This window comes from Desulfotignum balticum DSM 7044 (assembly GCF_000421285.1).
In the GTDB taxonomy this organism is placed as follows: Bacteria; Desulfobacterota; Desulfobacteria; order Desulfobacterales; family Desulfobacteraceae; genus Desulfotignum; species Desulfotignum balticum.
Genome location: NZ_ATWO01000001.1, coordinates 4,097,645 through 4,123,583, shown reverse-complemented (window position 1 = coordinate 4,123,583; position 25,939 = coordinate 4,097,645). Strand labels below are relative to the sequence as shown.

Genomic DNA, 25,939 nt, shown 5'->3' with positions numbered 1-25,939 from the left:
TCTCATTGATCGGCAAAAATCAGTCCGGCCCAGTTTTTATCTGTTTTTTCCCAGACAGGGGTCAACCCGTATTTTGTAAAACAGGTCTTTAACGCGTCCGCTTCCCATGTCCGGATGCCTGAAAAAATGAGAAAACCGCCGGGGTTCAGACGCTTCCGGAAAAGCGGTGCCAGGGTTTCCAGAGTCGGGGTTCTCAGATTGGCGCAGACAATTCCCAGCCCGGGACCGGTTTCCGGCATGGGATGTTTTAATACGGGTATTCTGCCAGAAAGATCGTTCAGGTCAATGTTTTTTTTGGCTTCACTCACGGCATTGGGGTCAATATCATAGGCCAGACATCCGGATACCCCGGCCAGGCACAGGGCAATGGCCAGGACCCCGGAACCCGTGCCGATATCCGCCCCTGAGGTCTGAAAAATGGAGGCATGGGGCCGGATGTGGAAAAACAAATGTTCCATGGCACACAGACACAGCCGGGTGGTGGGGTGATGGCCGGACCCGAAGGAGATGCCCGGTTCCAGGCGGATGACATGCAGATCCTGACGGCCTGACCCGTACGAAATGTCCGGCGGTGTCAGCACAAAATGGTCCGTTACTTGGACGGGTTTCTGAAAATTTCTAATGACACTGGTGGTGCCGAAAATTTCCTGATACGTGACATCCTGATGGTTGACCAGGGTTTTGAGAACGGTTTTGGCTTCTGACACAGGGATGTGCATGGCAGCGGCGATGTCATGCACATAGGCCCGGGCCGTTAACCGGGTGTCGGCATGGTCCAGGATGGCCAGAACGGCCTTTCGGTCAAAGGGGGTCATGTCCTTCTATTTTGAGCAGGTTTTTGTACCAGCAGGCAAACTCGAACATCCCTCTGATTTTTTCCTCTTCATTGATGATGCCCAGACACATTTCCAGGGCTCCCTGGGCAAAGGAGTTGGTGTAGGTGTCCGGGTCGGCCTGGGACAGAAATTCCCGGATCAGCACCTGGGAGGTCCGCTTGGTCTTGTCTTTCCGGATATCGATGGGATCTTTGGGTTCCTGGAACGGGTCCCATTTGTCATACCCTTTTTTCAGGATCTGGCGCTGGCCCCGTTTGCCCATGGCATCGAAAATGGCTTTTTTCTTTTCTTCGATCTGTTCTCTGGTGAAATTATCCATTCTGGGGCACCCCTAAATAGTCTTCGTTGAAATCCGTGATCAGGGCCATGGAAACCGGTATCAGCATTTCATGCATTTTGATGTTCCGGGAATGGATGTCTTTAATGAGCTGTGCGGAAATCAGTTGAAGCTGGGTATAGATCTTGTCCATATTCAGCGTGGGATAAGCGTTTCCCTGGATAAAATTGGTCCGTCCGCAGATATGGCTTTTACCGGCCGTGGACGTGGGAATGCCGTAGATGCGGCAGGTAATGGGCCGAAATTCATACAGCAGGCACAAATTGTCAGATCCCAGCAGGGGGCAGCGCACCCGTTCCTGGGACATGCGGCCCACAATTTCCAGCTGGTCCGCGCCTTTTTGCACTTTTTTGTACGCATCCCGTTTGAGTTTGACCAGGGCCCGGTCGGTTTTGTCGGCAATTTCCAGCAGATCGTTTTTTTCTTTGCCGGAAAATTTTTCCAGAAATTTGGATTTCAGGTAAAGGGCTTCGATCAGGGGCATGTCAAAAATGGCGTAACAGCAGTCGCTGCATTTTTCCCGGCAGAACACTTCTTTGGGAAATTCCTGTTTCACCCGGTCAAATATCCCGTCCACCACCTGAACCAGGGCTTCATATTGTGTAAAATGTTTTTTCAGATCCAGTGTCATGGGTGTAATCCTTTATTTTCCGATACAGAAATTGTTAAAAATCGTATCCAGTATATCAATTGATGCGGTTTCACCGGTAATGCTGCCCAGCAGGTCAATGCTGTTTTTTAAATCAATGGCCAGGGTCTCTTCCGGCTGCCCGGTCAACAGACCCTGTTTTGCGGATTCAAGAAAAGACAGCGCTTTGGTTAACGCGGTTTTGTGCCGAAGGTTGGGAATCACGGCTGAACCGTCCATGGTCAGATCGCCGATGCAAAGCTGCATGATTTTGTCTTTGAGTGGTTGAATCCCCTGGTTGTGAAGCGCGGAAATATGAATCTTTGGAATCTGATCGCAGATTTCCGGCAGTTCAGGCAGTCCGGGTCCACCGGGTTTGGCCTGCCCGTTCGTGTCCCGGGTCAGATCGATTTTGTTCACCACCACAAGCATGCGTTTATCCAGGGGCACCATTTTTTTAAATTCCATTTCAGACAGGGCCGTTCCGGGTTCCACCATAAACAATACCAGATCCGCCCCCCGGATATGATCTTTGGCCCGTTCAATGCCGATGATTTCCACCAGGTCGTCCGTGTCATGAATGCCGGCCGTGTCTGTGACCACAAAAGGGATCCCGTTCATGGTCATGGCTTCCTGGATGGGGTCCCGGGTGGTTCCGGGAAGGGCCGTGACAATGGATTTTTCCCGGGACAGCAGCCGGTTCATGAGACTGGATTTTCCCACATTGGGTTTGCCGCAGATGGCCAGACAAATCCCTTCTTTCAGAAAACAGGCTTCTTCATGCTGCCGGATGAATTCCCGGCACCGGTCCATGACAAAATCGATGTCGGTTGTTCTTTGGGATGTGTCAGTTTCCTGGGGCGCATCATCGGGGAAATCAATGCTCACTTCCACCTGGGACAGCACCTGGATCAGCTGGTTTCGCATTTCCTGAATCTGCTGTTTCAATACTCCTGTGTTCTGGGCCGCAGCAAATTTTAAAGCGGCTGTGGACCGGGCGTTGATGATGTCTGCCACGGCTTCCGCCTGGGTCAGATCAATGCGCTGATTTAAAAAAGCACGCCGGGTGAACTCGCCGGGATCTGCCAGGCGGGCCCCGCCGGTCAGCAGACATTCCAGAATCTTTTTAAGAACCACGGTGCCGGAATGGGCCTGGATTTCCACCACATCCTCGGCGGTATAGGACTTCGGCCCGCGCATGAAAATGAGCAGCACCTCATCAATGACTTCCCCGCTGTCCAGAAAATATCCGTGATAGACCTGATGGGTTTTCAGATTTCCGGTAAAAGGAGGACCCGTCCGGGTTCTGGAAAAAAACTGGGCCGCAATGGCCACGGCATCGGGACCGGACATCCGGATAACCCCGATACCACCGCTGCCAAAAGGCGTTGCGATTGCGGCAATGGTGTCATTCATGGATGCCTATCTTTTGAATCTTTTTTTGCCGGCAAATGAATTCTTTTTTTTGGGAAAAATTACCAGCCGCCGGTAATATCCGTCTCCCATGCTCTGGGTGCGGACCCGGTTGTCATCTTTGAGCGCCAGATGAACGATTCTGCGGTCCTGGGCACTCATCTGGTTGATGGTGGCGGGTTTACCGGTTTTTTTGGCTTTTTCCGCCATTTTTATGGCCAGATGCCGCAGGTTGGATTTCCGGGTTTCAATATACCCTTCCACATCCACTTTGACCCGGACCCGGGCCTCGCTTTTCCGGTTGATGATCTTGTCGGTGAGAAACTGCATGGCATCCAGGGTCTGGCCTTTCCTGCCGATCAGAATACCGGCGTTGCCCCCGGTTATTTTCAACGTGAGATGATCCCGGTGGGTGTGGGCTTCCACGGTGGCATCGTCCGTGATCAGATTCGCCATTTTTTGCAGGGTTTCCACGCCCAGATCAATGGATTCCTGGGTGACATCCACCACAGGCGGCGGTTCCGGCGATGCGGTTTCCTTTTCAGGTGCCAATTCCGGTGCTGGAGAAGCGGGTTCAGTTGCCTGGGAAGCGGGTGCCGAAGCCGGAGCCGCCGGTTCTTCTGAAGCGGGTGCCGGATGATCGGTTGAACGCTCGGGTTTTGGTTCAACCGGTCGGGGCTGCGCCTGTTTTTTCGGAAGGGGTGCCGGTTTATTCCGGGCCGGCGGCGGTGTCCGTTTTACCGGAGAATCACTGCCGGCAGCACTTGATTGTTCCCTGGAAGGCGGGGGGCTGACCCGGGTTTCCTGCCCAAAGGCTTCATCCACCATGGAGCGGATACCTTCCAGTTCTTTTTCTGATGAGTCCGCTTTGTTCTGGGGGAGAACCACTTTGATCACGGCATCTTTTCGCCCCACAATTCCGAATATGCCGGATGCACCCGTGGAAATGACATCATATTTAAGCTCTTTTTTGGAAATGGAAAGGGTGTCGCAGGCGGTTTTGACGGCGGTATCGACGTCTTTTCCGCTGAATTCCTGAGTTTTTTTCATGAATGACCTCCTGCTATTTGGAAAATTTCTTTTGGGTGTAATACTGTTGACCCATGGAGATGATGTTGTTCACCAGCATGTACAGGACCAGTCCGGATGGAAAATTGATAAACAGTACGGTCATGAAAACAGGCATGAGCATCATCATTTTTGCCTGCATGGGATCGCCTGCCGTGGGTGTCATTTTCTGCTGGAGCAGAAAGGAAGCTCCCATGATCAATGTCAGGACGGGAATACCATAAGGCGCTTCCATCAGCGGAATGGCAAAATCAAAATGAAACAGCCGGTCCGGCCCGGACAGGTCCTGAATCCATCCCACAAACGGGGCGTGACGCAGTTCAATGGCCTGGTAAAGCATCCGGTACAACGCAAAGAAAATCGGCATCTGAACCAGCAGGGGCAGGCATCCCGAGGCGGGATTGACTTTGTATGTCTTATACAGCGCCATGACTTCCTGGTTCATCCGCTGTTTGTCATTTTTGTATTTTTCCCGGATTTTCATCATCAGGGGCTGGACTTTTTTCATCTCATTCATGGATTTGTAGCTTTTGGTGCCCAACGGCCAGAAAATGAGCTTGATCAGCACGGTCAACAGGATGATGGCCACCCCGTAGTTTGGGATGATGTCATGAATAAAATTCATGGTGATGAGCAGCGGTTTGGCAAGAATATCGAAAAATCCGAAATTAATCGCTTTTTTCAGTGTGTTGTCATATTGACTCAGCACTTTGTAGCTTTTAGGCCCTAAATAATAGGTGAACGGAAATTCCCCCTGCTGGCCCGGATCAATCCGGTCCATCTGCCAGGCCAGCCGGCTCTGGGCCAGATCATTGTCATAAAACAGCTTGAGGTGACTGTCCCCTTCGGCCCGGGGCAGGACCGCGGTCAGAAAATACCGGTCCGTATATCCGGTCCAGTGGATATCGCCGTTGAATGTGTCCTGTTCTTCGATTTTCTTGGGTTTGATGGTCAGATATTCATCGTTGATATAGGCCACCGGGCCTTCAAAAGCGAACCGGGACCGTTTTTTGGTGTCGTCGTCAAAAATGCCCGGGGTGGTGATCTCCAGAAGATCGGTCACGGGCATGTCCGACCCGTTCTGAATCACGACGTCACAGTCGATCAGATAGGAATCCGCTTGAAATGTGTAGATTTTTTGAACACGGATGCCCCTGGGACTGGTCCATGAAAATGTCAGGGTCTGGCTTCCATGGGTCAGGTTCAGGGCCGACATATCCGTGTCAGCGGTGAAAACCGCATTTTCAAGCCCTTCGATGATGCCGCTCCGGGTGCCGGTGATCAGAGTTCCGTGGGGCAGCCGGGGATCCACCATCTGTTTCTGGTCGGAAGAGGATCCATTACTGGCTTTATAATGTTTAAGCAGCTGACTGGTGACTGCGGCCAGATGTTCGGATATGACCATGTCATACAAAGGGGTGGACACGGTGATGTTTCTGAAATCCATCGGCTCAGTCCGGTCGGAAAAAGCCGAAGATTTCCGTTCCACGGGGGTATAGTCGGTCACGGTGGAACGGGAGTCATCGGATGACGGGTCCGTTGACGGGACGGATTCCCGGGATTCCCGGGTCGTCTGGGGAAGATTGGTGTCAGGCGGGGTGACAAAAAAGAACTGATAGCCCACAAGGACCACCACAGACAGTAACACCGCTAACAACAATCGTTTTTGTTCATCCATTTTCTCTCCTCAGTTTGAAATTATTTTTCAAACAAATGTCTACAAGGAAGAGGAAGCAGTCGGGCGCATGGATCAATTATGGAACCGGATCAAATCCCCCTGCATGAAATGGATGACAACGCAATATCCGTTTTACCGCCAGCCAGCCGCCCTTGCGGGAGCCGTATTTCTGAACCGCCTCAACCGCATAGGCCGAACAGGTCGGATAAAATCGGCAGTTTGGTCCTGTCAGCGGTGATATAAAAAATTGATAAAATTTAATCAATATTAACAATAGCTGTTTGATCATTTATTTTGCCAGTGCTATTTTTGTAAAAAGTTTATCAAGGTTCTCAATTATCTGCCTGTTGGATAGCGAAGTCAGACCCTTTCTTGCAATGATATTTATGTCCCTGGTTCCCGGGATCGAATGTTTCCTGTGTCTGAAATATTCTCTGATAAGTCGTTTGATCCTGTTGCGCGCTACTGCATTCCCCACTTTTTTTGATACGGTAATGCCGATTCGGTTGTGCTGATTCGACCGGTCACAGACAATGGCTAAAAAATAATCCGAGTATATCGGTTTCCCTTGTTTCGAAAGCGTCACATATTCGGCCCGTTTTCTGAGCCGAAACTCTTTGGGTAACGAAAAATCCTTCAATCCGTCACGTTTTTACAATGCCAGTCTTTTTCTGCCTTTGGCCCGTCTGGCCCGGATCACCCGTTTGCCGCCCGGGGTGGACATTCTTTTGAGAAATCCATGCTTTCTGGTTCTTTTCCGGTTACTTGGCTGAAATGTACGTTTCATAAAATTTACATCCTTAACTGAATTTGATTATCACCTGGGGTTTTTCAACTAATCATAATAAACACAATATAATATTTTTTTTAGGTCTAAAAGTCAACTATGGAATCATTATTTCACCAGAGATTCAAAAATATGATATTCCTCCAGGTGATAGTGGGGTTCCGGATAAATGGCAATGGGTTTGGAGAACTGGGTTTCCAGGGCAGCGATCAAATGTTTTTCCCGGCCGTGGAGCAGCTGGGCAATGTCCGGATGGACCTTGACCGTGAACCGGTTGCCCATGATATCCCCGGCTTCGGACACCAGATCCCGGTAAATTTTGTGGCAGATCGATTTTTTTGACAGCAGATGCCCCGTGCCGTTGCAGTAGAAACAGGGCTCGCACAGGGTCCGGGTCAGGTTGCGCCGGGTTCTTTTGCGGGTCATCTGAACCAGTCCCAGTTCGGTCAAAGGCAGGATATTGGTCTGGCTTTTGTCTTTTTTCATGGCCTCGTTGAGCAGGGTCATCACTTTTTCTTTATGGGATTCTTTTTTCATGTCAATAAAATCAATGATGATGATCCCGCCGATGTTGCGCAGCCGGGTCTGATAGGCAATCTCTTTGACCGCTTCCAGATTGGTTTTTAAAATGGTTTCATCAAAGTTGTGTTTGCCGACATACCGTCCCGTGTTGACATCAATGGCCACCAGGGCTTCGGTCTGCTCGATGACAATATATCCGCCGGATTTGAGCCACACCTTTTTTTTTAAGGCCCGGGCCACGTCCCCTTCGATGTTGTAAGCTTCAAAAATCGGTTCCCGGCCCTGGTAAAGCACCACGCTCAGGTTCACATCCGGCAGCAGCTTTCTGAGAAACTGATGGACCCGTTCATACTCCACAGGAGAGTCAATGATCAGCTTGTCCGCCTCGTTGGCCAGAAGATCCCGAACCGCCCTGAACGTAACGGTCAGGTCTTTGTAAACCAGGGAAGGGGCCGAGGTGATTTGGTTTTTGTTCTGAATTTCCTCCCAGGTTTTGGTGAGAAATTCCATTTCCTTTTTGATGGTATCTGCGGTCACACCCAGCGACTGGGTTCGTAAGATATAGCCGAAACTGTTTTCCCGGATGGAGAGCAGAAGCTCCCGCAACCGGGTTCTTTCCGCCTCGGTTTCAATGCGTTTGGAAATACCGATATGATCCACCGTGGGCATGAGTACCATATACCGGCCGGCCAGAGAGATATGGGTCGTGACCCGGGGGCCTTTGGAACCGATGGCGGACTTGGACACCTGAACCAGGATTTCCTGGCCTTCGAAAAGCAGGTCTTCGATGATATTGTCGGAACTGGGGGCGGGTTTCCAGGTCTGCTTGTCCATGGACAGCCCGTCTTCATCCTCTGTGTCCGTGTCCGTCTCCAGATCCTGGTCCTGCTCGAATTTGGTGAACATTTTGTGGCTTTCCGTGTCCAGCACATCATCCACATAAATAAAGGCGGCCTGTTCAAAGCCGATATCCACAAACGCGGCCTGCATACCGGGCAACACCCGCTGCACCCGGCCTTTATAGATATTTCCGGCAATGCTGGTCTCATCTTCTCTTTCAATAAACACTTCCACAATGGTGCCGTTTTCCAGCAGCGCCACCCGGGTTTCATGGGGGGCACAGTTTACGACCAGTTCTTTAAGCATGCATTATCCTTGTCTGAGTTTTTTGATCCGTGTGCCACCGATGGCCGGGTCTGACAAACCAAGGCATTGTTTCAAAACAGCGGTCGGCCGCAAATGTCTCCCGTCAAAGGGCCGCAGGGTCATTTCAAGGATATCAGATCCCTGCCAGGCGATGTCTGCCACGGCCTGCCGCAAATCGGTTTTTCGGATTTTGCCTTTTTTGGTGAGATCTTCAACCATGAATGTGTCTTGTGCCAGAAATTCGTCCACAGCGCTTTTTTCCAGGGCTTTGGCCGGCAGTTGTACCTGGTAGACACAGATACCGGGCGGATCCGGCTGTTTTTTGCCGGCAAGGTGACAGTCGATGACCGTGAGACCGGCCGGCAGCTGCTGGTTCAATTTTTTTTGAATGGCCATGGCAGACAGGGTCCGGTCCAGAAAAATGGTAAAAAATTCTTCTTCACTTTCCATGCCCACGGGCAGTGCATTGTCAAACGCCAGTCGCATGGCCGGGTTGAATCCCTTGGAATATTTAACGGTCAGCCCGGCTCTTTTTACGGCCCGCTGAACAATGGTCGCCAGTTCCAGGTGCCCGAAAAACCGGGCTTGTTCCAGTTTTGAAAACCGGATCCGGTACCGGACAAACGCGCTGTCCGGCAAAGCGGACGGGGCTGCTGTCTCTATGTTGGAAACGGACGGGCTGTCTGGGGTTTGATGGAGGATCGGCCGGATCTGCTTGAAATCACACACCCCGCATCCCGTGCAGTCGTGATCCCGGCAGTCCGGTGTGGTGGCCTGGTTGACCGCGTTTTTCCATTCTTTTTCCAGGAACCGTTTTGATATGCCTGTATCAATGTGATCCCAGGGCAGGGGTTCTGTCAGTGTCCGGGGCCGGGAGGTGTAAAAATCCGGATCGATCCCGGTCTGATCAAAGGCTTTCTGCCATTTGTCAAAATCAAAATAATCGTTCCACCCGTCCAGGCGGCATCCGTTTTCAAACGCGGCCGTCAGCAGGCCGGACAACTGCCGGTCTCCCCGGGAAAACACCCCTTCCACCAGGCTCATTAAAGGATCCTGCCATTTGAGATTGGTTTTGGGGTGGGACATGTTTTTTTTCAGATATCCCAGCCGTTCCCGGGTGGCTTCCAGCGTGAGCTGGGGGTGCCGCTGGAACGGGGTGTGGGGTTTGGGAATAAAAGGGGTGACATTGACATTGATCGCCTGTTTCCCCTTGGCACAGGTGGCGGCCAGGTGCCGGGACAGATCACAGATACCCTGGATGTCGGCGGGTTCTTCAAAAGGCAGGCCCATCATGAAATACAGCTTGATATGTTTCCATCCCAGTTCAAATGCGTTTTTTACTGTTTCGGTGATGTTTTCTTCGGTGAGATTTTTGTTGATAATATCTCTGAGCCTCTGGGTACCGGCTTCCGGGGCAATGGTGAATCCGGTTTTGCGCACGGTTTTGATCAGATTCATCAGTTCCGGGGTGAGTCGTTCCGCCCGGATGGAGGGCAAAGAGATGGCATTGCACTGGTTGTGGCTGATGGCCATCAGCCGGGCCATGAGTTCAGCCAGAGAGGAATAATCCCCTGTACTCAAAGACAACAGCGAGATATCGGAATATCCCGTGGCGGCCAAAGACGCGTGGGTGATTTCAACCAGATCATTTAAAGACCGCTCCCGGACCGGGCGGTAAATCATACCGGCCTGACAGAACCGGCACCCCCGGGTACAGCCCCGGGCAATCTCCAGGCGCAGCCGGTCATGCACGGGTTTGCCAAAGGGAACAATGGGCGCGGCGGGAAAATTATCCATGGTCAGTTCCGGCAGAAACGCCCGTTTGACAACAGTGTAATCGTCATAAACCGCGGAAACCGCCTGGCAGCAGTTTTCATCAAAAAAGGCATTGAAAAACTGCGGCACATACACCCCGGAAACGGCAGACAGTTCTTTGAGCAGGGTGGTTTTTTTGCCGTCTCCCTGTTTTTTGAACCGGATCACGGTCCTGGAGATTTCCAGGACTGCCTCTTCCCCGTCTCCGATCACAAACGCATCGAAAAAATCAGCCAGGGGTTCCGGATTAAACGCACAGGGCCCGCCGCCGATGATCAGCGGAAACGCGTCCTCTCTTTCTTGGGCCGCAAACGGGATTTCGGATAAAGAAAACAGGGTCAGGATGTTGGTGAAATTGAGCTCGTACAGCAGGCTGACACCGATGATATCGAATTCAGTCAACGGGGTTCGGGATTCCATGGACAGGCAGGGAATATTTTTCTGACGCATCAGGGCTTCCATGTCCGGTGCCGGGGCAAAGAACCGTTCTGCGGCAATGTCGGGTTCCCGGTTTAAAATGGAGTACAGAATCTGAAGTCCGAAATGGGAGGTGCCAATTTCATACAGATCCGGAAACACCAGGGCAAACGTCAGATCCACCTGACGATGGTCTTTTTTGATCGCGTTGATCTCATTGCCGGCATATCGGGTCGGTGTCTGGACTAAGCCAAGGATGTCTTGATAATTTTGTTTATGCATGATACTGGAATTAAAACCAATCGGCTTTCTTTGTTTAAGATAAATTATTCAAATTTTTTAATATATTATTTTTTCCAGGATAAGGCAATGAAAAGAATAAAAATCAACCGGTTGACAGAATATGACACCTCTCCGGGGCAGGTACTGATCAAAGGATGGGTGAGAACCCGCCGGGATGCCAAGGGGTTTTCCTTTATGGAAATCAATGACGGGTCCTGTCTTGAAAATATTCAGGTGGTGGCAGACAGTCAATTGAGCAATTATACCGATATTCAGGGGATCACCACGGGATCGGCCGTGGCCGTGACAGGGGCGCTGGTGCCGTCTCCGGGCAAGGGGCAGAAATGGGAAATCCAGGCGGCCGGGGTTGAGATCATCAGCCTGGCGCCGGAAACCTATCCATTGCAGAAAAAGCGGCACACAGATGAATTTTTGCGCACCATTGCCCATCTGCGGCCCAGAACCAACAAATACGGGGCGGCGTTTCGGATCCGGTCTGAAATGGTCCAGGCAATTCACCGGTTTTACCGGGAAAAAGGGTTTTATTGCCTGACCTCGCCCGTGATCACGGGATCGGACTGTGAAGGGGCCGGTGAGATGTTCCGGGTCACCAGCCTGGATCCGGCACAGGTGGCAAAACAGGGGAAACTGGATTTTTCAAAGGACTTTTTCGGCCAGGAATCCAATCTGACCGTGTCCGGACAGTTGTCTGCGGAAATGTTTGCTCAGGCCCTGGGGGATGTGTATACGTTCGGGCCCACGTTCCGGGCGGAAAATTCCAATACCAGCCGGCATGTGGCCGAGTTCTGGATGCTGGAACCGGAAATGGCGTTCTGCGACCTGTCCGGCAACATGGATCATGGGGAGGAACTGGTGAAATATCTGGTGACCCATGCCCTGGATGCCTGCGATCAGGATCTGGGCCTGTTTTTTAAATTTGTGGACAAGGGCCTGCCCAAACAGCTGGAAATCCTTACCAGCAAGACCTTTGAGCGCATGTCCTACACCGAGGCCATCAGGATTCTTGAAAAATCGAGTAAAAAATTTGAATATCCCGTTAAATTCGGTATTGATCTTCAGTCCGAGCATGAGCGGTTTCTGGCGGAAGAATATGTGAAAAAACCGGTATTTCTGTACGACTATCCCAAAACCATCAAGCCGTTTTATATGCGGATCAACGATGACAACACCACGGTGGCGGCCGTGGATCTGCTGGTCCCGGGCATCGGGGAGCTCATCGGCGGCAGCCAGAGAGAAGAACGCCTGGATGTCCTGGAATCCCGCATGGAAGAGATGGGGATGGACAAGGAACCCTATTGGTGGTACCTGGATTCCAGACGGTATGGATCCGTGCCCCACGCCGGGTTCGGCTTAGGGTTCGAGCGGTTTCTGATGATGATCACAGGCATTAAAAATATCCGGGATGTGGTACCTTTCCCCAGAACCCCGGGCAGCATTGACTTTTAGATAGGCAGAACAAACAATGATAACCTTACTGGATTACGGGGCCGGCAATGTGCGCAGCGTGAGAAATGCCGTGGAAAAACTGGGGGGTACCCTGACCACGGTGACGTCCCCTGAAGATATTTTATCCGCGGAAAAGATCATTTTTCCCGGAGTCGGCAATTATGAAAACATGATTCAGGTGCTCAACCGCAAGGGCTTAATGGCACCGCTGCGGGAATACCTGGCCTCCAACCGACCTTTTTTCGGCATCTGTTTAGGTATGCAGGCATTGTTTCAAGGCAGTGAAGAAGATCTTTCCAACAATGAATCCATCGGGTTTTTCTCAGGCCGGGTGGAACGGTTTAAAACCAGACTGTCCGTGCCCCACATGGGGTGGAACGGGATCCATCTTAAACAGGATTCCCCACTGTTGGACAGGATCGGTCCGGATGCCCGGTTCTATTTTGTGCATTCCTTTCACCTGGTGCCCCATGACCCGTCCGTAGTTTTGACCACCACCACCTATGATTATGAATTTGCCAGTGCCATCCAGCAGGGCAATATCATGGGGACCCAGTTTCATCCGGAAAAAAGCGGAAAACACGGTATGCAGCTGCTGGAAAATTTCATTAAGCTGCCGGATTTCACGCCGAAAGGCCGGGTGGATATTTTGGGCAAAGGTCTGGCCAAAAGGATCATTGCGTGCTTAGATGTGCGGTCCAATGACCAGGGGGATCTGGTGGTGACCAAAGGGGATCAGTATGATGTCAGGGAAAAACCCGGAGCTGCGGACAAGGGAAATGTCCGGAATTTAGGCAAGCCCGTGGATCTGGCAAGGCGGTATTATGAGGAAGGGGCGGATGAGATCACGTTTTTGAACATTACCGGATTCCGGGATTTTCCCCTGGCGGATCTGCCCATGATCACGGTACTGGAACAGACCTCGAAAAACGTGTTTGTGCCGTTGACCATTGGCGGCGGGATCAAGGATTATACGGATGCCGAGGGTCGGCATTACACGGCCCTGGAAGTGGCGGACCGGTATTTCAGATCCGGGGCCGACAAGATTTCCATCGGCAGTGATGCCGTGCACATTGCCAAAGCCTTTGTGGATACCGGCAAAAAAACCGGGAAAAGTGCGATTGAGCAGATTTCCCGGGTGTATGGGGCCCAGGCCGTGGTGATCTCCATCGACCCCAGGCGGGTGTATGTGGCAGCACGGCAAGAAGCGGCCGGACATCATGTGATTGAAACCGGCATCCCCGGTCCTGACGGGGAACGGTTCTGCTGGTACCAGTGCACGGTCCAGGGGGGACGAACGGCTGTGGACCTGGATGCCGTGACCCTGGCAAAAGCCTGTGAAGCCCTGGGGGCCGGCGAGATTCTGCTCAACTGCATCGACCGGGACGGCACAAAATCAGGGTTTGACCTGGAATTGATCCGGGCTGTGAAACAGGCCGTGACCATTCCGGTGATCGCTTCCTCCGGGGCCGGCAGCCCGGCGCATTTTTCTGAAGTGTTCACAGAAACCAGGGCGGATGCGGCTCTGGCCGCCGGGATTTTTCATAGAAAAGAAGTGCCCATCCCTCAAGTCAAAGATCATCTGGCAGGGCATGGGATTCCGGTGCGCCGGTCCTAAAGACCTTGAAACCCACGGGTATCGGGTTATTTTTTTAATTCAAAGGTGATCGGAATTTTCACCCACATGCCCGTGGGAACCCCGTTGGATGTTCCCGGTTCAAACCGCCAGGCAGCCACGGCTTTTTCAGCCGCGCGATCCAGGGTGTCATATCCGCTGGATTCAAAAATACGCAGTTTTTCCGCCTCACCGGTCTTGTTGACAAACACCATGAGCATGACCGTGCCCGTATGCCCCCGGCGCCGGGCGATGCCGGGGTACCGGGGCCGGGGATTTTCTTTGTAAAGCGGCACGGCTTCTTTCCGGACTTCCGGTGCAGTGGACTCTCTGGAAACCGATGCAGGTTTCTCCTGAAAAGCTTTTGCCGCATCCATGAAATCGGAAAGATTTTGATCCGGCATTTTCTGAGCGGTTTGACTGGTGTTTTCCACGGGTGGCACATCGGGTTCCGGTTTCTGAGTCACGGGTGGGGTCACGTCCGGCTCTGGTGCCGGAACTTTTGGTTTCGGGGGGGATAGTGTTAAATCGTCTTTTTTGGGCAAAAGATCTTTTCGGGGTAGGATTTCAGTTGGCGCCGGCTCTTTGGGAGGATCCGGCAGCGGCGGTTTTTTTTCTATGTCAGGAACAGGTAAGGGGGCTTTTTCAGGCTCGGGCATCTGTTTTTTTTCAGGCTGGGGTGCGGGGGGTGTTTCAGGTTTTGGCGCCGGGTCTGTTTTTTTTTCAGGAGCCGGTAAAACATGGGTGATCTGGATGGCAATCCCGGTGTCTTTTTGAGAAACCGGGGCCAAAGGGGCGGGGAAAAATGGGAAAAAAACAAGCACGGCCCCATGAATCACCACCGCCGCCAGTGCTGAAATCAAGAATCGCCGCATCTATTTTTTCAGTTTCGCCTGAAGGGATATGTCATGAATCCCGGCCAGGGTGATCTGGTCTAAAACAGTGAACAGGGTCTGGTATGACACGGATTCTTCGGCAAAAAGAAGCACCCCCGGGGTGGCCTGGCCGGTTGATTCCGATGCCAGCATGTGGGACAGATCTGCCAGAGAAACCTGCACATCATCCACATAAAGCTCGTTTTCTCCTTTGACTGTCACGGAAACCGGGGTTTGTTTTTCTATATCTGCCACAGATGATTCCGGCAATGTGACGGACAGGCCCCGGTGAACGGACATGGACAGCATGGAATAGATAAACACCACCAGTAAAAGAAACACGATGTCAATCAAAGGCAGCATTTCGATTCTGGGTTTGCCGGGTGCGGGCAGGTTAATTTTCATGGGTGTCTTCCCGGCAGGGGTCAAATTGGGTCATTCGCCGTTCATGCATGATCTCAAAACTGGTGGCATATTTTTCAATGATCTGGGCGGCCCGCTCAATCCGGGCATTGAAAAAATTATAGGGAAACACGGTGACAATGGCAATGGTCAGGCCGGATGCCGTGGTGATGAGAGCCTTGGCAATTCCGCCGGTCACGGCCATGGGATCTTCGATCCCAGAAGCCCCCAGCATGTCAAAGGATTCAATAATGCCCACCACAGTTCCCAATATGCCCAGCAAAGGGGCAATGGTGATAATGGTGTCCAAAGCGCCCATGAAACGGCGCATTTTATAGATTTCATCGGCGGCTGCCGATTCCATGGCTTTGACCGGGGAATAGTCCCGGTGAAGAATCCCGCTGATCAAAACCCGGACCACACTGTTTTTCGATCCCCGGGTGGTCTTTCGGATTTCCTCCCAGTTTTCTTGGGCAGACAATTCCAGCACCCGGTCCATCAGAGGCCTGTCCCGGTCAATGCCGGACGCGGCCCAGAAAATGGTGCGTTCAATGATTAATGTCAGTGCGATGACAGAACATAAAAGCAGCGGATACATCAAAAATCCGCCATGGGTGAACAAAAGAATCATGGGGATATGCTTTCCTGTGAATCGGTTTTAATGAAAATACCCGGTCGTCCGGAATGGGGATTGGGTGCCACCACCACATCCGTGTGGTACACGGCCCGGATATTGTCCCGGGTGATCACGGTTTCCGGGGTGCCGTATTTAAAAACAGTGCCGGTGTTTTTGTCTAGCAGCAGCACCTGATCGGAATATTCTGAGGCCAGGTTCAGATCATGCTGCACCATGACAACGGTCAGGCCGTGCCGGTCTTTCATGGTTTTGACCCGGTTCAGGATCTGGGCCTGGTGGGAGATGTCCAGGTGAGAGGTGGGTTCATCCATGAGCAACAGAGCGGGTTCCTGTACCAGGGCTTTGGCGATCCCGGCCAGCTGGCGTTCACCGCTGCTGATACAGTTTAACGGGGACCGCCTTAAGTGATCGATGTGGGTGAATGCCATAAAAGATCGGGCAAGATCGCGGTCTGCCTCGTTTTCAAGAAACTGCCAGGAGGAAAAATGAGGCAGCCGGCCTAAAAGCACATATTCTTCCACGGTCATGTGGATGCTTTCCAGGGTCTGCATGACCATGGCAATGGTTCTGGCCCGCAAGTCCCTGGGCATTTTTCTCATGTCCTGCCCCTGCATGTTCACCCGGCCGCCCAAAGCGGGAATCAGACCGGGCAATGTCTTTAACAGCGTGGTTTTCCCGCACCCGTTGGGACCGATAATGGTCACGATATCCCCTTTTTGAACAAAAAACGAGATCTCCTTGAGCACCACCTGGCTGCCGTACCCGCAGGATAACCCGGCAATGTCCAGAAAGGGGGGGGTCATATTGCCACCTTTTTTTTGCCTAAAACATAGATGAAGACCACACCGCCGATAATGCCGGTGATCACGCCCACGGGCAGTTCCAGCGGGGCGATCACCATCCGGGCCACAATATCACAGAACGTGAGAAAACTGGCCCCGCCCAGAAAGGAACTGATAATGAGAATGCGGTGGTCGGATCCGGCCACCATGCGCATGAAATGCGGGACGATGAGTCCTACGAACATGATGATGCCGCCGGCGGATACGCTCAACCCTGTCAGCAGAGAGGCCGTGACAAACAGAATTTTCCGGGTCCGGGCTGTGTGAATACCCAGCAGGGCCGCTTCATCATCGCCTAAAACCATGGCGTTAAGGGCCAGACTGTGATACAGGGCAATGACAAGGCCGGCAATGGAACCGGCCAGTACCAGCCGGATCAGGACGGGGCTGGGTTCATCCAGAGATCCCATGATCCAGAAAACAATATTGCTTAAATCATCCTGTTCCGACACGGCCATGAGCAGCATCACCAGAGACGAGGACACAAAGCTGATCATCACGCCGATGAGCAGCATGGTGTTGGGCTGGAGCCGGCCCGTGCGCAGTCCCAGCCCATATACCAGGACAATGACGATCCCGGCCCCGGCAAATCCGGCCAGAGGATAGGCGGTCACCCCCAGCAGGGCCGGAAGGCCTGTGAGAATGGCGATACACACGCCCAGAGATGCGCCGCCGGAGATCCCCAGGGTGTAAGGTTCCACCAGCGGATTTCTGAACAGGCCCTGGAGCAGGGTCCCGGCGACACTCAACGCCCCGCCCACGGCAATGGCCAGAATCACCCGGGGCAGCCGGATGCCCAGGATAATGCTCGCGGTCACGCTGTCTTGATCATGGAACAGGGCATCAAAAATCTGGGTCGAAGACAGCCGGGTGGATCCTAAGCGCAACGCTGTCAGGGCACATGCCGTCAGCAGCACGGACAGGCTGCCGATGATCAAAATCCAGCGTTTTGTCCCGGTGTCATTCATGAAATATTTCCATGGATGTCAAGTCCTGTGCGGCTTTGGGATGGATGTGAGAGAAAAACACCATCAAAGTTTTGGCAAAGGTCTGTGGCGTGGGACTGAACACACTGTCGTCGGCCAGTACATGCACTTCATTGTTTTTGACGGCGTTCAACGCGGTAAATTTCATCCAGGCGTTTTTCTGGGCAATGCCTGCTTTGGTGGCCGTACCCATGGTGGCCACAAAAATCACATCCGGATTTTCTTTCAGCACATGTTCCCGGCTGAAGATGCCGGATCCGGTATGGCCGGCAATGTTGGTGCCGCCGGCCAGCTCGATATAATTGTTGATAAAAGTGCCCTGTTCCGCTGTCTTCAATGGTTTGATTCCGATCTGGATAAACACTTTTCTTTTTTTCAGAGTTTTTGCCGTGTGCCGGATAAGGTTTACTTTGGCGGCAGCGGTTTCAACAATATCCATGGCTGCCTGTTTTCTGCCCAGTAAGGTGCCTAACTCCAGAAGCATGCCACAAAGCGTATCAAAATCCGGGGGATTGTCAAACTGAATCACCCGCAACCCTTGATTCCTGAGCGCCTGTATCTGTTTGACCCGGGTCAGGGTGCTGGCAAACACGGCATCCGGCTGAAGCCGGACAATTTCTTCCACATTGATCTGGATCACTGTGCCGATGACCGGCTTGTTTTCTTTGCCTTCAGGAATGGTGCAGTAGCTGGTCACGCCCACCAGGTGCGAATCCGCACCCAGCTGATAGATCATGTCCGTGATCAAAGGGCCTGAAGACACCACCCGGGTCAACGGTGTCTGTTTTGCAGCATGGCCTGTCAAAACCCAGGGGCCGGCCAACAGACAGATCAGTACCAGTGCCAGACCGGTTTTTTTCATAACGGACCTCCCTGCCCGACCGCCCCGTTGAACAGAGCATCCAGGGCCATGGCAATCACCCGGGGCACTTTTGGACGGGTGACAAAAACCTGCCAGGTCTCCAGGGGTTTTGCCGCGATCATTTCAGCTGTTTCCCGGCAGGTTTGCTCAAATGCCCCCAGATCTTTTATCAGGCCTTTGTCATACTCATCGCTGACAGCCATGGCCGTGGCCATGAATCCCCGGTAAAACGGATCCAGCAGAAGGGTCTCCACTTTCTGGATCAGCATATTTTCCGAAATATGACACTGACAGGGAAGGTCTTCGGACAAAAGTTCATGCAGGGAAATCCCCCTTTTTTCCAGGCGCCGGAAAATATTGAGGTCGGACGTGATGCCGTTCTGTTTTTTGACAGCCTCTGTCACCGCCCGGTGAACCGCCTTGCCGATCAGTTCCCCCAGCCGGGTGTGCCCGCCGGCATTGTCCAGGACAGCCGGGCCTTGGCCTTCCACCACCAGGATGTTGTCCGTGCCCGTGCCCGTGGCCCGGTACCGTCCCTGTTCATAGCTGGAGCGGATATCTAAGTCCAGCAGGGCTGCGGTTTTTCCTTCCGTGGCCGTGATCATGGCCCGGGTCATGGCCCGGGGGGTCAGGCGGTGACTGGTCATGATGATCACATTGATGGTGCCGGGTTCATAGAACTCCCCGGAATCCCGGGAGGTCCGCATGGCATTGCCGTCCACCCCGGCCGTGGCAAACACCGTGACCGCGATATCTTTGAACCGTTCCTGTGCCGCACTCAAATGATCCATGTCTGCGCCGGTGAACAGAAAAGCCGTAGTGTCCGGTGCCAGACCCAGCACATCAAACACCTGGGTTTTCAAAACATCCAGCCCCTGGTCATGGACCAGAAGCCAGGTTTCCGGAGGGATATAATGATTTCCGATGGCGGTAACCCCGTGCTTGAATCCCTCCAGCGTGGAAAGAACCGACATGGGCCGGTCCAGCTGGATCACCAGAGACTTGTTGATAAAATCAAGGATCCGGCTCTGCTTGACCGCCGCCGCCTGGACACAGGAAACATCTGTTTGTATGGGATTGCTTTGCGTCACCTGATTTTTTTGAAGCAGGGTGCGCTCATCTGCCAGGGAACTGCCGTGGATGGTGGCAAAAAGCCGTTTGACAAACTGTCCGGAACGGATGGATGCCCGGCAGGTCAAATCACACGGGAAATAATAGATTCGGTTGTTTTTCACCGCATCCACATCTTTCCATCCGGGAAGGAAAAAAAACCGGTCCGCCGCTTCCCGGTCGCTGCCGCACCCGTAAATCACCTGGGGATTGAAAGACGTCCACTGATCTTTGGATACCGGCACCACCGCACCCGTACCAAAGTCCGGGGGAATGCCCCCGGCCAGAGATATCATATGATTCTGGAATGAATCGCTGCCCGGGGTCATGATCTGTTGTCTTCCCATGAGCCGGATCACCCGTTTGGGGGAGGGATCCGCTTTTTTCATTTTGGCGGTGACCCAGTCCAGATCGGCGTTGATTTCATCCACCAGGTGCTGGGCATTTTCCTGTTTTTTCACCATTTCTCCCAGCTGCAGTATCGTGTCCAGGCTGTTCTGAAGGGTCTGTGTTCCGGCATGCACCAGAGGAATATCCCGGGGCAAAAAAGAGGATAATCCCTGTAATTGAAACGGGTTATAAAAGACCAGGTCCGGTGCCAGGGCTTCAATGGCGGCCGGGGATGGAAATGAAAATCCGCCCACCAGGGCTTTTTGGGCCGCATACCAGGGTCGGGTGGTATGATAGGTAATGCCTGTGACCAAATCCTGTGCGCCCAGTGCAAACAGCATTTCCGTGATTGACGGCACCAGGCTTACAATGCGCTCCGGTTTTTCCGTGAGCTGGACCTCATTGCCGGTGCCGTCGAAAAACCGCAATTCATTGCCGAACCCGGCCGGGACCTTGAACACCAATGCCCCGGCCATCAATATCAGCACCGCGGCCATATGAAAAAATCGGAATTTCATAACAGTCTCCACTTCAATCCGATATACCCGGAAAGCCCGGGAGTGGCATAACTGAAGGCATCTTCGTAATATTCGTCAAACAGGTTGTCCACCCGGGCAAAAATCTGAAACCGGTCCGTGATGTCGCAGGATCCGGACAGGTTCACCACGGTATAGTCATCCAGGGTGTTCACCAAAAGGCCGTCTTTGTCCTTAGCATAAGGAGAGGCAGCCCGTTCGTCCACCCACCGGGCATCCATACCCACCTGCCATTTTTCCAGAAACCGGTAGGACGCGGTCAGTCCCACCTGGTTTTCAGGTCGTCTGACCAGGCGGTTGCCTTCGGGGTCCCGGGTATGGGTATAGGTATAGTTGAGGTTAAAAAACAGATCCCTGACCGGTGTCCAGGCAGCCGACACTTCCACCCCCCGGGTTTTGGTGTCCCCTTCAAGCTGATTGTATTTTGATATGAGCATGTCATAATCGATGCGGTTTTCAAAATCCATTTCCCAGTAGTTCACGCCCAAAGTCAGCTGATCATCCAGAAAACCCTGCTCCACCCCCAAATCCCAGCCCCGGCTTTTTTCCGGCTCAAGATTCGGGTTTCCATAGTCGGAAAAAAGTTCATACAGGGACGGGGATCTGAAACCGGTGCCAAAGCTGGCTTTGAGCCGGGTCCCCGTTGAGAAGATTTCATAGGCAGGTGCGATTCTGAAGGTGGTTTTCCTGCCGAACGATTGATGATCATCCAGCCGGGCCCCGGCGATTAAAACCAGGCTTTCGCCGACAAAAAGCTGATCCTGGAGCCAGTAACTGAGGGTCTGGGTATCGGTGTCCGGCATTCCACTGCTTTGACTTTCCATGGCTTCATTGAAGTATCCGGCACCCAAAGACAACACATGGGTGTCAAAATCGATGTTGCCCTGCCAGGAGAAGTCATCCGTGTCACCCTTGTAGTCATACCAGGGCAGATTGTCATTGTCATATGCCTGGCGGTCATTTCGGTTGAATTTCCAGGATAGAACAGATTCAAACCGGCCGTCGGCAAACCGGTTGTTGATGCCGATTCGGCCTATTATCTGTTCGGATTCAGACCGTTTGTGCGTGGGACCGTCCGGGTTGGAAACCAGGGTGTTGACCCAGGCACCGGTGACCGGATCCGGCACCCATGTGGAACTTATGTTGTCTCCGGAATATCCCCCCTCATAATCATCTAAATCCACCTTGGAATCCACATACCGCAGAGTGGATGAGACGGAAAAATTTTCATTGAATTCAAATCCTAAGTTGCCGGATAGTGTGAGATTGTCATACCCGTCTTTTTCATCCGTGTTGCCGTTCTGGGGGATGCGCGGGTTGTCCTTGTCTGCAATGGAAAATCCGTCCCGGGACAGATAGGAACCGGACACGGCATATGTGAGCTTGTCCGTGGCACCTGAGGCATGGGCCCCGGTTTTCCAGGTGCCGTAGGAGCCGCCTTCCACGGAAGCGGTGACTTCAGGGTCTCTGCTGCCTTTTTTGGTGATGATATTGACCACGCCGGCCGTGGCATTGCTGCCGTACATGACACTCATGGCACCTCTGACCACTTCGATACGTTCCACCTGATCCAGATTGATATCTGTGAGGTCTGCGGCCCGGTTGGCATTAGAGGGATCATTAAGAATGATGCCGTCCAGCATCACCAGGGTATTTTTGGAATCCGCTCCCCGGATGAACACGGATGAGGAGGTGCCCATGCCGCCGGTGGATGTCACAAATACACCGGGCACGGTTTTGAGAAGTTCCAGCACGGTATGGGGGTTTTTTTCTTCAATCTCTTTGGCCGTGATCACGGTGACGCTGTTGCCGCCGATTTTTGCTGAAGTGGTTTCGGTCTGGGTGACTGACACCACGATCTGATCCATGGTGGTGACCGCTTTGTCTTCTGCCCGGCCGGCGGAAACGCCGGTGATTGCCGTCATCCAGAAAACAGCGATGATCCCCAGGTACATCCCTTTGTTTTTCATTTGATTCTCCTGTGTGCATTAACCAATTGCCGGTCCGGAGAAACCAAAAACCCCGGACCGAGTGAATCGATCCAGGGTTTCCCTTTTTAACACAAGATCTTGATCTGATTTTTTCTTGTCCGCGGAAAAAATCTTCAATCACCCAGGCAGGTCTTCTGACTCACGGATCATCCTACTGGCCGCGCCTTCCCATACCATTTCGGCACAGTGACATGGTTGCGGCGGTGGTCCCCGATTACAGCGACGGGCCCGTCCCTGACTCTCACAGGGTTCCCTTTCAAGCTCAAAAAAGAGCACCTTGATGCTGGGAGATTATCTATTGTGTCATGCTTTTTTTGTCAAGCGGTTTTTTGCCCGGCCATGCTGCCGGGTTCAAATGGGCTTGAGAATCCAAAAAGCCTGGTGTTATGGAGTCAACCCATTTCTAAAACATTTGTGGGGTTGACCGACTATCGACCATTACTACTCTTCAGAAACACATTTTCCGATAAATACAGCTTCAGGCAGCCCGATGTTACCATCTCCATCGATATCATACCCGGAAAGATCCTGGAGTGATATGCCGGAACAATTTTTTCGAGGACTGCGCCGTGATCATCGAAGGAAAACCGGCAACAACTCCATGCGGCGGGTTTTGCATGCAATGCAGGCTGACACGCCCCTGATAAAAAATCTGGAAAACTCCGAGTACATGCACCTGCTTCTGAATGGAAAGGACACTCTTGAAGAGGTGTTCGCAGAACTTGAAATCAACGGGCATGAACCAACCTCTTCAACTTCTCATACCGATCGTGTACTACCGGGCTTCAGAAAATTGATAAAAATGGACAATCTGCCGGATAAAATTCAACTGGCTTTGGAGAAATGTTCATGATTCAACAAAATCCAACTGAATTTTGTGGCCATAGTATTCCCGTTATAATGAATTCCCGGTCGACCCCGTATTCCTTTTTCGCTGTGATTTCACTGAGAACTGCTCCTTTTCGATTCCATTCACCATACTCTGCCATGTTTTACCTCTACTCTATGTTACAGAACGCCGAGATCAGCTGCAGCACAATGTTAGAAAAAGTGCAATGGGATCGATGCCCGGGTCAGACCAGGGGTTCTGGTTCATCCGGCAGCTGTGCCGATGCCATCATGGCGGTCAGGGTTTCTGCACGTTTTCCCACCTGAAGGTACCACCGGGAGGCTTTCATTTGTGCGGCGGCCTGGGGGAAATTGCGGGCGTTGACGGCAGCGATCATTTTCTTGAACTGCCGGAACCTCCCCGGGCCCAGGTTGAACCGCATGTCCACCAGGACCTGCCGGACCGGTTCGGGGAGCGTGTCAAATGCATCGAACAGCGGTATGAGATCATCCAGGCATTCCTGGATGTCGTTTTCCAGCAGCATGACAGCTTCCTGTTTTGTGATGCCTTTGCCCTCCAGGTTTCTGCCGATGCCGATGGTGAGCTTGCCGGCCGGGCAAAGGTAGGGTTTGAGGCGCAGGCCTTCATGGCGGGTCAGCTGTCGGATCATGTTTTCTTTGAACCGGGTCATGGGGATATGTTCCTTGGATTTACAGCTTATATGTGTTTTGCGATCAAAAGGGTTCTGCTGACGGTGCCCAGGATCCGCTTGTCCTGCATTCTCTGCACCAGGGTGCCGCTGAGGCGTTCAGATGACAGAGGGCATTCAATGCGGTGGGTGAGTTGCCATCCCGTTTCTGACAAAAGCGTATGAAAATCAAACAGGGTGATGGCGTGATCCGGAGATTCTTTTTTTGCCGGGGTGGATTCAAAATCACGCCAGTCTGCGTTGAGAAAGGCCAGGATGGCGCCGGGGCGGGTGTTTTCATGGGCCAGTTCAAAAAACCGGGCAAAGAACTGAATGTATTGGTGCCGGGATAGTGAGGAGATGGGCGGGGTTTCAGGATCTGCCTTTTCCTGGTAGGCTTTCTTTTTTTTGGTGAAATAGGGGGGATCGAAAAAGATCAGGTCCGGTTCCCGGGTGCAGGGCCAGATGATGGTGTCAGCGGTCCAGTAAAAGGGTTCGATCTCGGGCCGGTCCGGAATTGGGGCCAGGTCAAAGGCCTGGCATTTGCGTTCAAACAGCAGGCACACATCCGGCACCACCCCGCCGCCGGCCATGGGGTCCATCACCAGGTCCCCGGGGTCCGTGAAATAAAACAGGGTGTGGGCCACCAGCTGGGCCGGTATCCGGCCGGGCCAGTCAGTGCCGAACCGGTCGTCGCAGTCGTTGAAATACCACTGGTCCCAGGTGCGAAGCCCCCATCCCAGGGCCTTGAATTTTTCCTGATCTTTGAGGCCCGTCAGTTTTATCGCCCATGCAGTGGAGAGGTCCATGTTCAAATGCCCTGCTATATAAGGCATTTCACGTCCCTGGGCAATTAGATTATCAATAATGCAAAAATTTGCATTATTGATAATTCCTGAGACACGGGCCTGGCTGATATCCATCACTTGAGCTATTTTCTGCTGGGACCATCCCAGGCGGTTCAGACGGTGAATCGTACTGTCCCTGCTGGCTTTCTGCCTGGCACGGATGTCTTTGATCCAGTTGTTGACGGTCTGCCGGGTGACCCCGAGACTGCCGGCAAGCATTTCCTCGGACAACTGATAATTTGGATCGCGGGAAACAATGTCTCTGGCCACCTGCCGCTTGTCCGTCTGACTGAGCCGGTCCCCGGTGATTGATATTGCGCCGGGCCGATTCCAGGAGCATGTCGTCCTTGCAGGTGGCATAATCCAGGGGCTGGTCCTGCCAGAGCACGGCCTCGATTTCGGTCAGGCCGAGGACCTTGTACGCACTCCACCGGTGAATCCCGTCAAGGATCAGCAAAAGGATTTCGGACAGGGGGGTGTTGGGGGCCGGGTAGTTGACCACGGGCTGGATGATGATGGGGGGAAACTGTGCCCCGGCCGCCAAAGCTTCGCTGTAGGCATCAATGGTCTGCTGTTTTCGGGCGCTCCGGGGATAGATGATTTCATCCCAGATGAGATCGGAAATGTTGAATAATGGCATGGAAAAATAGCTCCGCTCTTTCGGTTACAGGCGTTATCGACCGATGGGGAGGCGGTACTGTTGTTCCTGTATAGTAAAAGAGATGTGAAAAGGCAATAGGGGAAACTACCTAAAATGCATAGGTAAAACGCCTTAAAAATACGTGATTTTCTTTATGTTGAACCGCCGTGTGGTGCCGACCAGCGAGAAGACCCGGGCCGTCAGCTGCACGCAAAGGTTCGCCTCTGGGTATTTTGCGCTATGCATTCAGTTCAAAAACAACCCTTAAAGACTGGTTAATTTCCTGAACTTT

Annotated in this window: 25 protein-coding genes and 1 riboswitch; of the genes, 3 read left to right on the top strand and 22 right to left on the bottom strand. The window is 52.6% G+C overall.

Annotated features, from left to right (window positions below):
* Positions 1 to 2: 2 nt before the first annotated feature.
* From K365_RS0120600 to K365_RS0120555, 11 genes are all read right to left on the bottom strand, one after another.
* Positions 3 to 815 (bottom strand): 50S ribosomal protein L11 methyltransferase, encoded by an 813-nt coding sequence (locus K365_RS0120600; RefSeq protein WP_024336112.1) that lies wholly within the window; start codon positions 813 to 815, stop codon positions 3 to 5.
* Positions 802 to 1,155, bottom strand: coding sequence for a hypothetical protein (locus K365_RS0120595; RefSeq protein ID WP_006968556.1), 354 nt, complete (start codon positions 1,153 to 1,155; stop codon positions 802 to 804). Before K365_RS0120595 ends, K365_RS0120600 begins: the two co-directional genes overlap by 14 nt.
* On the bottom strand, positions 1,148 to 1,804 hold the full coding sequence (locus K365_RS0120590; RefSeq protein WP_006968555.1) for a YkgJ family cysteine cluster protein: 657 nt from the start codon (positions 1,802 to 1,804) through the stop codon (positions 1,148 to 1,150). Before K365_RS0120590 ends, K365_RS0120595 begins: the two co-directional genes overlap by 8 nt.
* A 12-nt stretch (positions 1,805 to 1,816) precedes the next feature.
* Positions 1,817 to 3,217 (bottom strand): tRNA uridine-5-carboxymethylaminomethyl(34) synthesis GTPase MnmE, encoded by a 1,401-nt coding sequence (gene mnmE, locus K365_RS0120585; RefSeq protein WP_024336111.1) that lies wholly within the window; start codon positions 3,215 to 3,217, stop codon positions 1,817 to 1,819.
* A 6-nt stretch (positions 3,218 to 3,223) separates the two neighbouring features.
* Positions 3,224 to 4,264, bottom strand: coding sequence for an RNA-binding cell elongation regulator Jag/EloR (jag, locus tag K365_RS0120580; RefSeq protein WP_024336110.1), 1,041 nt, complete (start codon positions 4,262 to 4,264; stop codon positions 3,224 to 3,226).
* 13 nt (positions 4,265 to 4,277) lie between these two features.
* Positions 4,278 to 5,960 (bottom strand): membrane protein insertase YidC, encoded by a 1,683-nt coding sequence (yidC, locus tag K365_RS0120575; RefSeq protein WP_006968552.1) that lies wholly within the window; start codon positions 5,958 to 5,960, stop codon positions 4,278 to 4,280.
* Positions 5,961 to 6,036: 76 nt separating this feature from the next.
* Positions 6,037 to 6,249 carry a membrane protein insertion efficiency factor YidD gene (yidD, locus tag K365_RS27540; RefSeq protein WP_006968551.1) on the bottom strand — a complete coding sequence of 71 codons (213 nt, stop codon included), beginning with the start codon at positions 6,247 to 6,249 and terminating at the stop codon, positions 6,037 to 6,039.
* Positions 6,250 to 6,600, bottom strand: a complete 351-nt coding sequence (gene rnpA, locus K365_RS0120570) for a ribonuclease P protein component (protein WP_006968550.1) — start codon at positions 6,598 to 6,600, stop codon at positions 6,250 to 6,252.
* 12 nt (positions 6,601 to 6,612) lie between these two features.
* Complete coding sequence (gene rpmH, locus K365_RS0120565) at positions 6,613 to 6,747, bottom strand: 50S ribosomal protein L34 (protein ID WP_006968549.1); 135 nt, start codon at positions 6,745 to 6,747, stop codon at positions 6,613 to 6,615.
* 108 nt (positions 6,748 to 6,855) lie between these two features.
* Positions 6,856 to 8,415: an Rne/Rng family ribonuclease gene (locus tag K365_RS0120560; protein ID WP_006968548.1), complete on the bottom strand. Its 1,560-nt coding sequence runs from the start codon at positions 8,413 to 8,415 to the stop codon at positions 6,856 to 6,858.
* Between the two features lie 3 nt (positions 8,416 to 8,418).
* A complete protein-coding gene (locus tag K365_RS0120555; RefSeq protein ID WP_024336109.1) occupies positions 8,419 to 10,929 on the bottom strand; it encodes a TIGR03960 family B12-binding radical SAM protein in 2,511 nt (836 codons plus the stop codon).
* A gap of 87 nt (positions 10,930 to 11,016) precedes the next feature.
* Between K365_RS0120555 and asnS the strand changes: the two genes are divergently transcribed.
* Both asnS and K365_RS0120545 read left to right on the top strand, forming a co-directional pair.
* Entirely contained in the window at positions 11,017 to 12,396 is a 1,380-nt protein-coding gene (gene asnS / locus K365_RS0120550; RefSeq protein WP_024336108.1) for an asparagine--tRNA ligase, read from the top strand.
* 16 nt (positions 12,397 to 12,412) lie between these two features.
* Positions 12,413 to 14,014: an imidazole glycerol phosphate synthase HisHF gene (locus tag K365_RS0120545; protein ID WP_024336107.1), complete on the top strand. Its 1,602-nt coding sequence runs from the start codon at positions 12,413 to 12,415 to the stop codon at positions 14,012 to 14,014.
* Between the two features lie 26 nt (positions 14,015 to 14,040).
* Here the strand turns inward: K365_RS0120545 and K365_RS0120540 are convergent, their stop codons facing one another.
* The 8 genes from K365_RS0120540 to K365_RS0120505 are packed head-to-tail and all read right to left on the bottom strand — an operon-like array spanning position 14,041 to position 22,621.
* Positions 14,041 to 14,886, bottom strand: a complete 846-nt coding sequence (locus tag K365_RS0120540; protein ID WP_024336106.1) for an energy transducer TonB — start codon at positions 14,884 to 14,886, stop codon at positions 14,041 to 14,043.
* Positions 14,887 to 15,291, bottom strand: a complete 405-nt coding sequence (locus tag K365_RS0120535; RefSeq protein ID WP_024336105.1) for an ExbD/TolR family protein — start codon at positions 15,289 to 15,291, stop codon at positions 14,887 to 14,889.
* On the bottom strand, positions 15,281 to 15,919 hold the full coding sequence (locus K365_RS0120530; RefSeq protein ID WP_024336104.1) for a MotA/TolQ/ExbB proton channel family protein: 639 nt from the start codon (positions 15,917 to 15,919) through the stop codon (positions 15,281 to 15,283). The genes K365_RS0120535 and K365_RS0120530 overlap by 11 nt, the downstream gene beginning before the upstream one ends.
* The gene (locus K365_RS0120525) at positions 15,916 to 16,728 is read right to left on the bottom strand and encodes an ABC transporter ATP-binding protein (RefSeq protein ID WP_024336103.1); all 813 of its coding nucleotides are present in this window, start codon (positions 16,726 to 16,728) and stop codon (positions 15,916 to 15,918) included. Before K365_RS0120525 ends, K365_RS0120530 begins: the two co-directional genes overlap by 4 nt.
* Positions 16,725 to 17,735, bottom strand: coding sequence for a FecCD family ABC transporter permease (locus K365_RS0120520; RefSeq protein WP_024336102.1), 1,011 nt, complete (start codon positions 17,733 to 17,735; stop codon positions 16,725 to 16,727). The genes K365_RS0120525 and K365_RS0120520 overlap by 4 nt, the downstream gene beginning before the upstream one ends.
* Complete coding sequence (locus K365_RS0120515; RefSeq protein WP_024336101.1) at positions 17,728 to 18,615, bottom strand: ABC transporter substrate-binding protein; 888 nt, start codon at positions 18,613 to 18,615, stop codon at positions 17,728 to 17,730. The genes K365_RS0120520 and K365_RS0120515 overlap by 8 nt, the downstream gene beginning before the upstream one ends.
* Positions 18,612 to 20,633: a helical backbone metal receptor gene (locus K365_RS0120510; RefSeq protein ID WP_024336100.1), complete on the bottom strand. Its 2,022-nt coding sequence runs from the start codon at positions 20,631 to 20,633 to the stop codon at positions 18,612 to 18,614. The genes K365_RS0120515 and K365_RS0120510 overlap by 4 nt, the downstream gene beginning before the upstream one ends.
* On the bottom strand, positions 20,630 to 22,621 hold the full coding sequence (locus K365_RS0120505) for a TonB-dependent receptor plug domain-containing protein (protein WP_024336099.1): 1,992 nt from the start codon (positions 22,619 to 22,621) through the stop codon (positions 20,630 to 20,632). The genes K365_RS0120510 and K365_RS0120505 overlap by 4 nt, the downstream gene beginning before the upstream one ends.
* A 128-nt stretch (positions 22,622 to 22,749) precedes the next feature.
* Positions 22,750 to 22,937, bottom strand: a riboswitch (cobalamin riboswitch).
* A gap of 243 nt (positions 22,938 to 23,180) precedes the next feature.
* Between K365_RS0120505 and K365_RS0120500 the strand changes: the two genes are divergently transcribed.
* On the top strand, positions 23,181 to 23,495 hold the full coding sequence (locus K365_RS0120500) for a hypothetical protein (RefSeq protein WP_024336098.1): 315 nt from the start codon (positions 23,181 to 23,183) through the stop codon (positions 23,493 to 23,495).
* Positions 23,496 to 23,715: 220 nt separating this feature from the next.
* On the opposite strand, the gene K365_RS0120495 is transcribed toward K365_RS0120500, so the two are convergent.
* The 3 genes from K365_RS0120495 to K365_RS28880 are packed head-to-tail and all read right to left on the bottom strand — an operon-like array spanning position 23,716 to position 25,647.
* Positions 23,716 to 24,162 (bottom strand): glycoside hydrolase family protein, encoded by a 447-nt coding sequence (locus K365_RS0120495; protein ID WP_024336097.1) that lies wholly within the window; start codon positions 24,160 to 24,162, stop codon positions 23,716 to 23,718.
* 26 nt (positions 24,163 to 24,188) lie between these two features.
* The gene (locus tag K365_RS28885) at positions 24,189 to 24,995 is read right to left on the bottom strand and encodes a site-specific DNA-methyltransferase (protein WP_245569225.1); all 807 of its coding nucleotides are present in this window, start codon (positions 24,993 to 24,995) and stop codon (positions 24,189 to 24,191) included.
* Positions 24,996 to 25,041: 46 nt separating this feature from the next.
* Positions 25,042 to 25,647 carry a ParB N-terminal domain-containing protein gene (locus K365_RS28880; protein ID WP_245569224.1) on the bottom strand — a complete coding sequence of 202 codons (606 nt, stop codon included), beginning with the start codon at positions 25,645 to 25,647 and terminating at the stop codon, positions 25,042 to 25,044.
* Positions 25,648 to 25,939 lie beyond the last annotated feature (292 nt).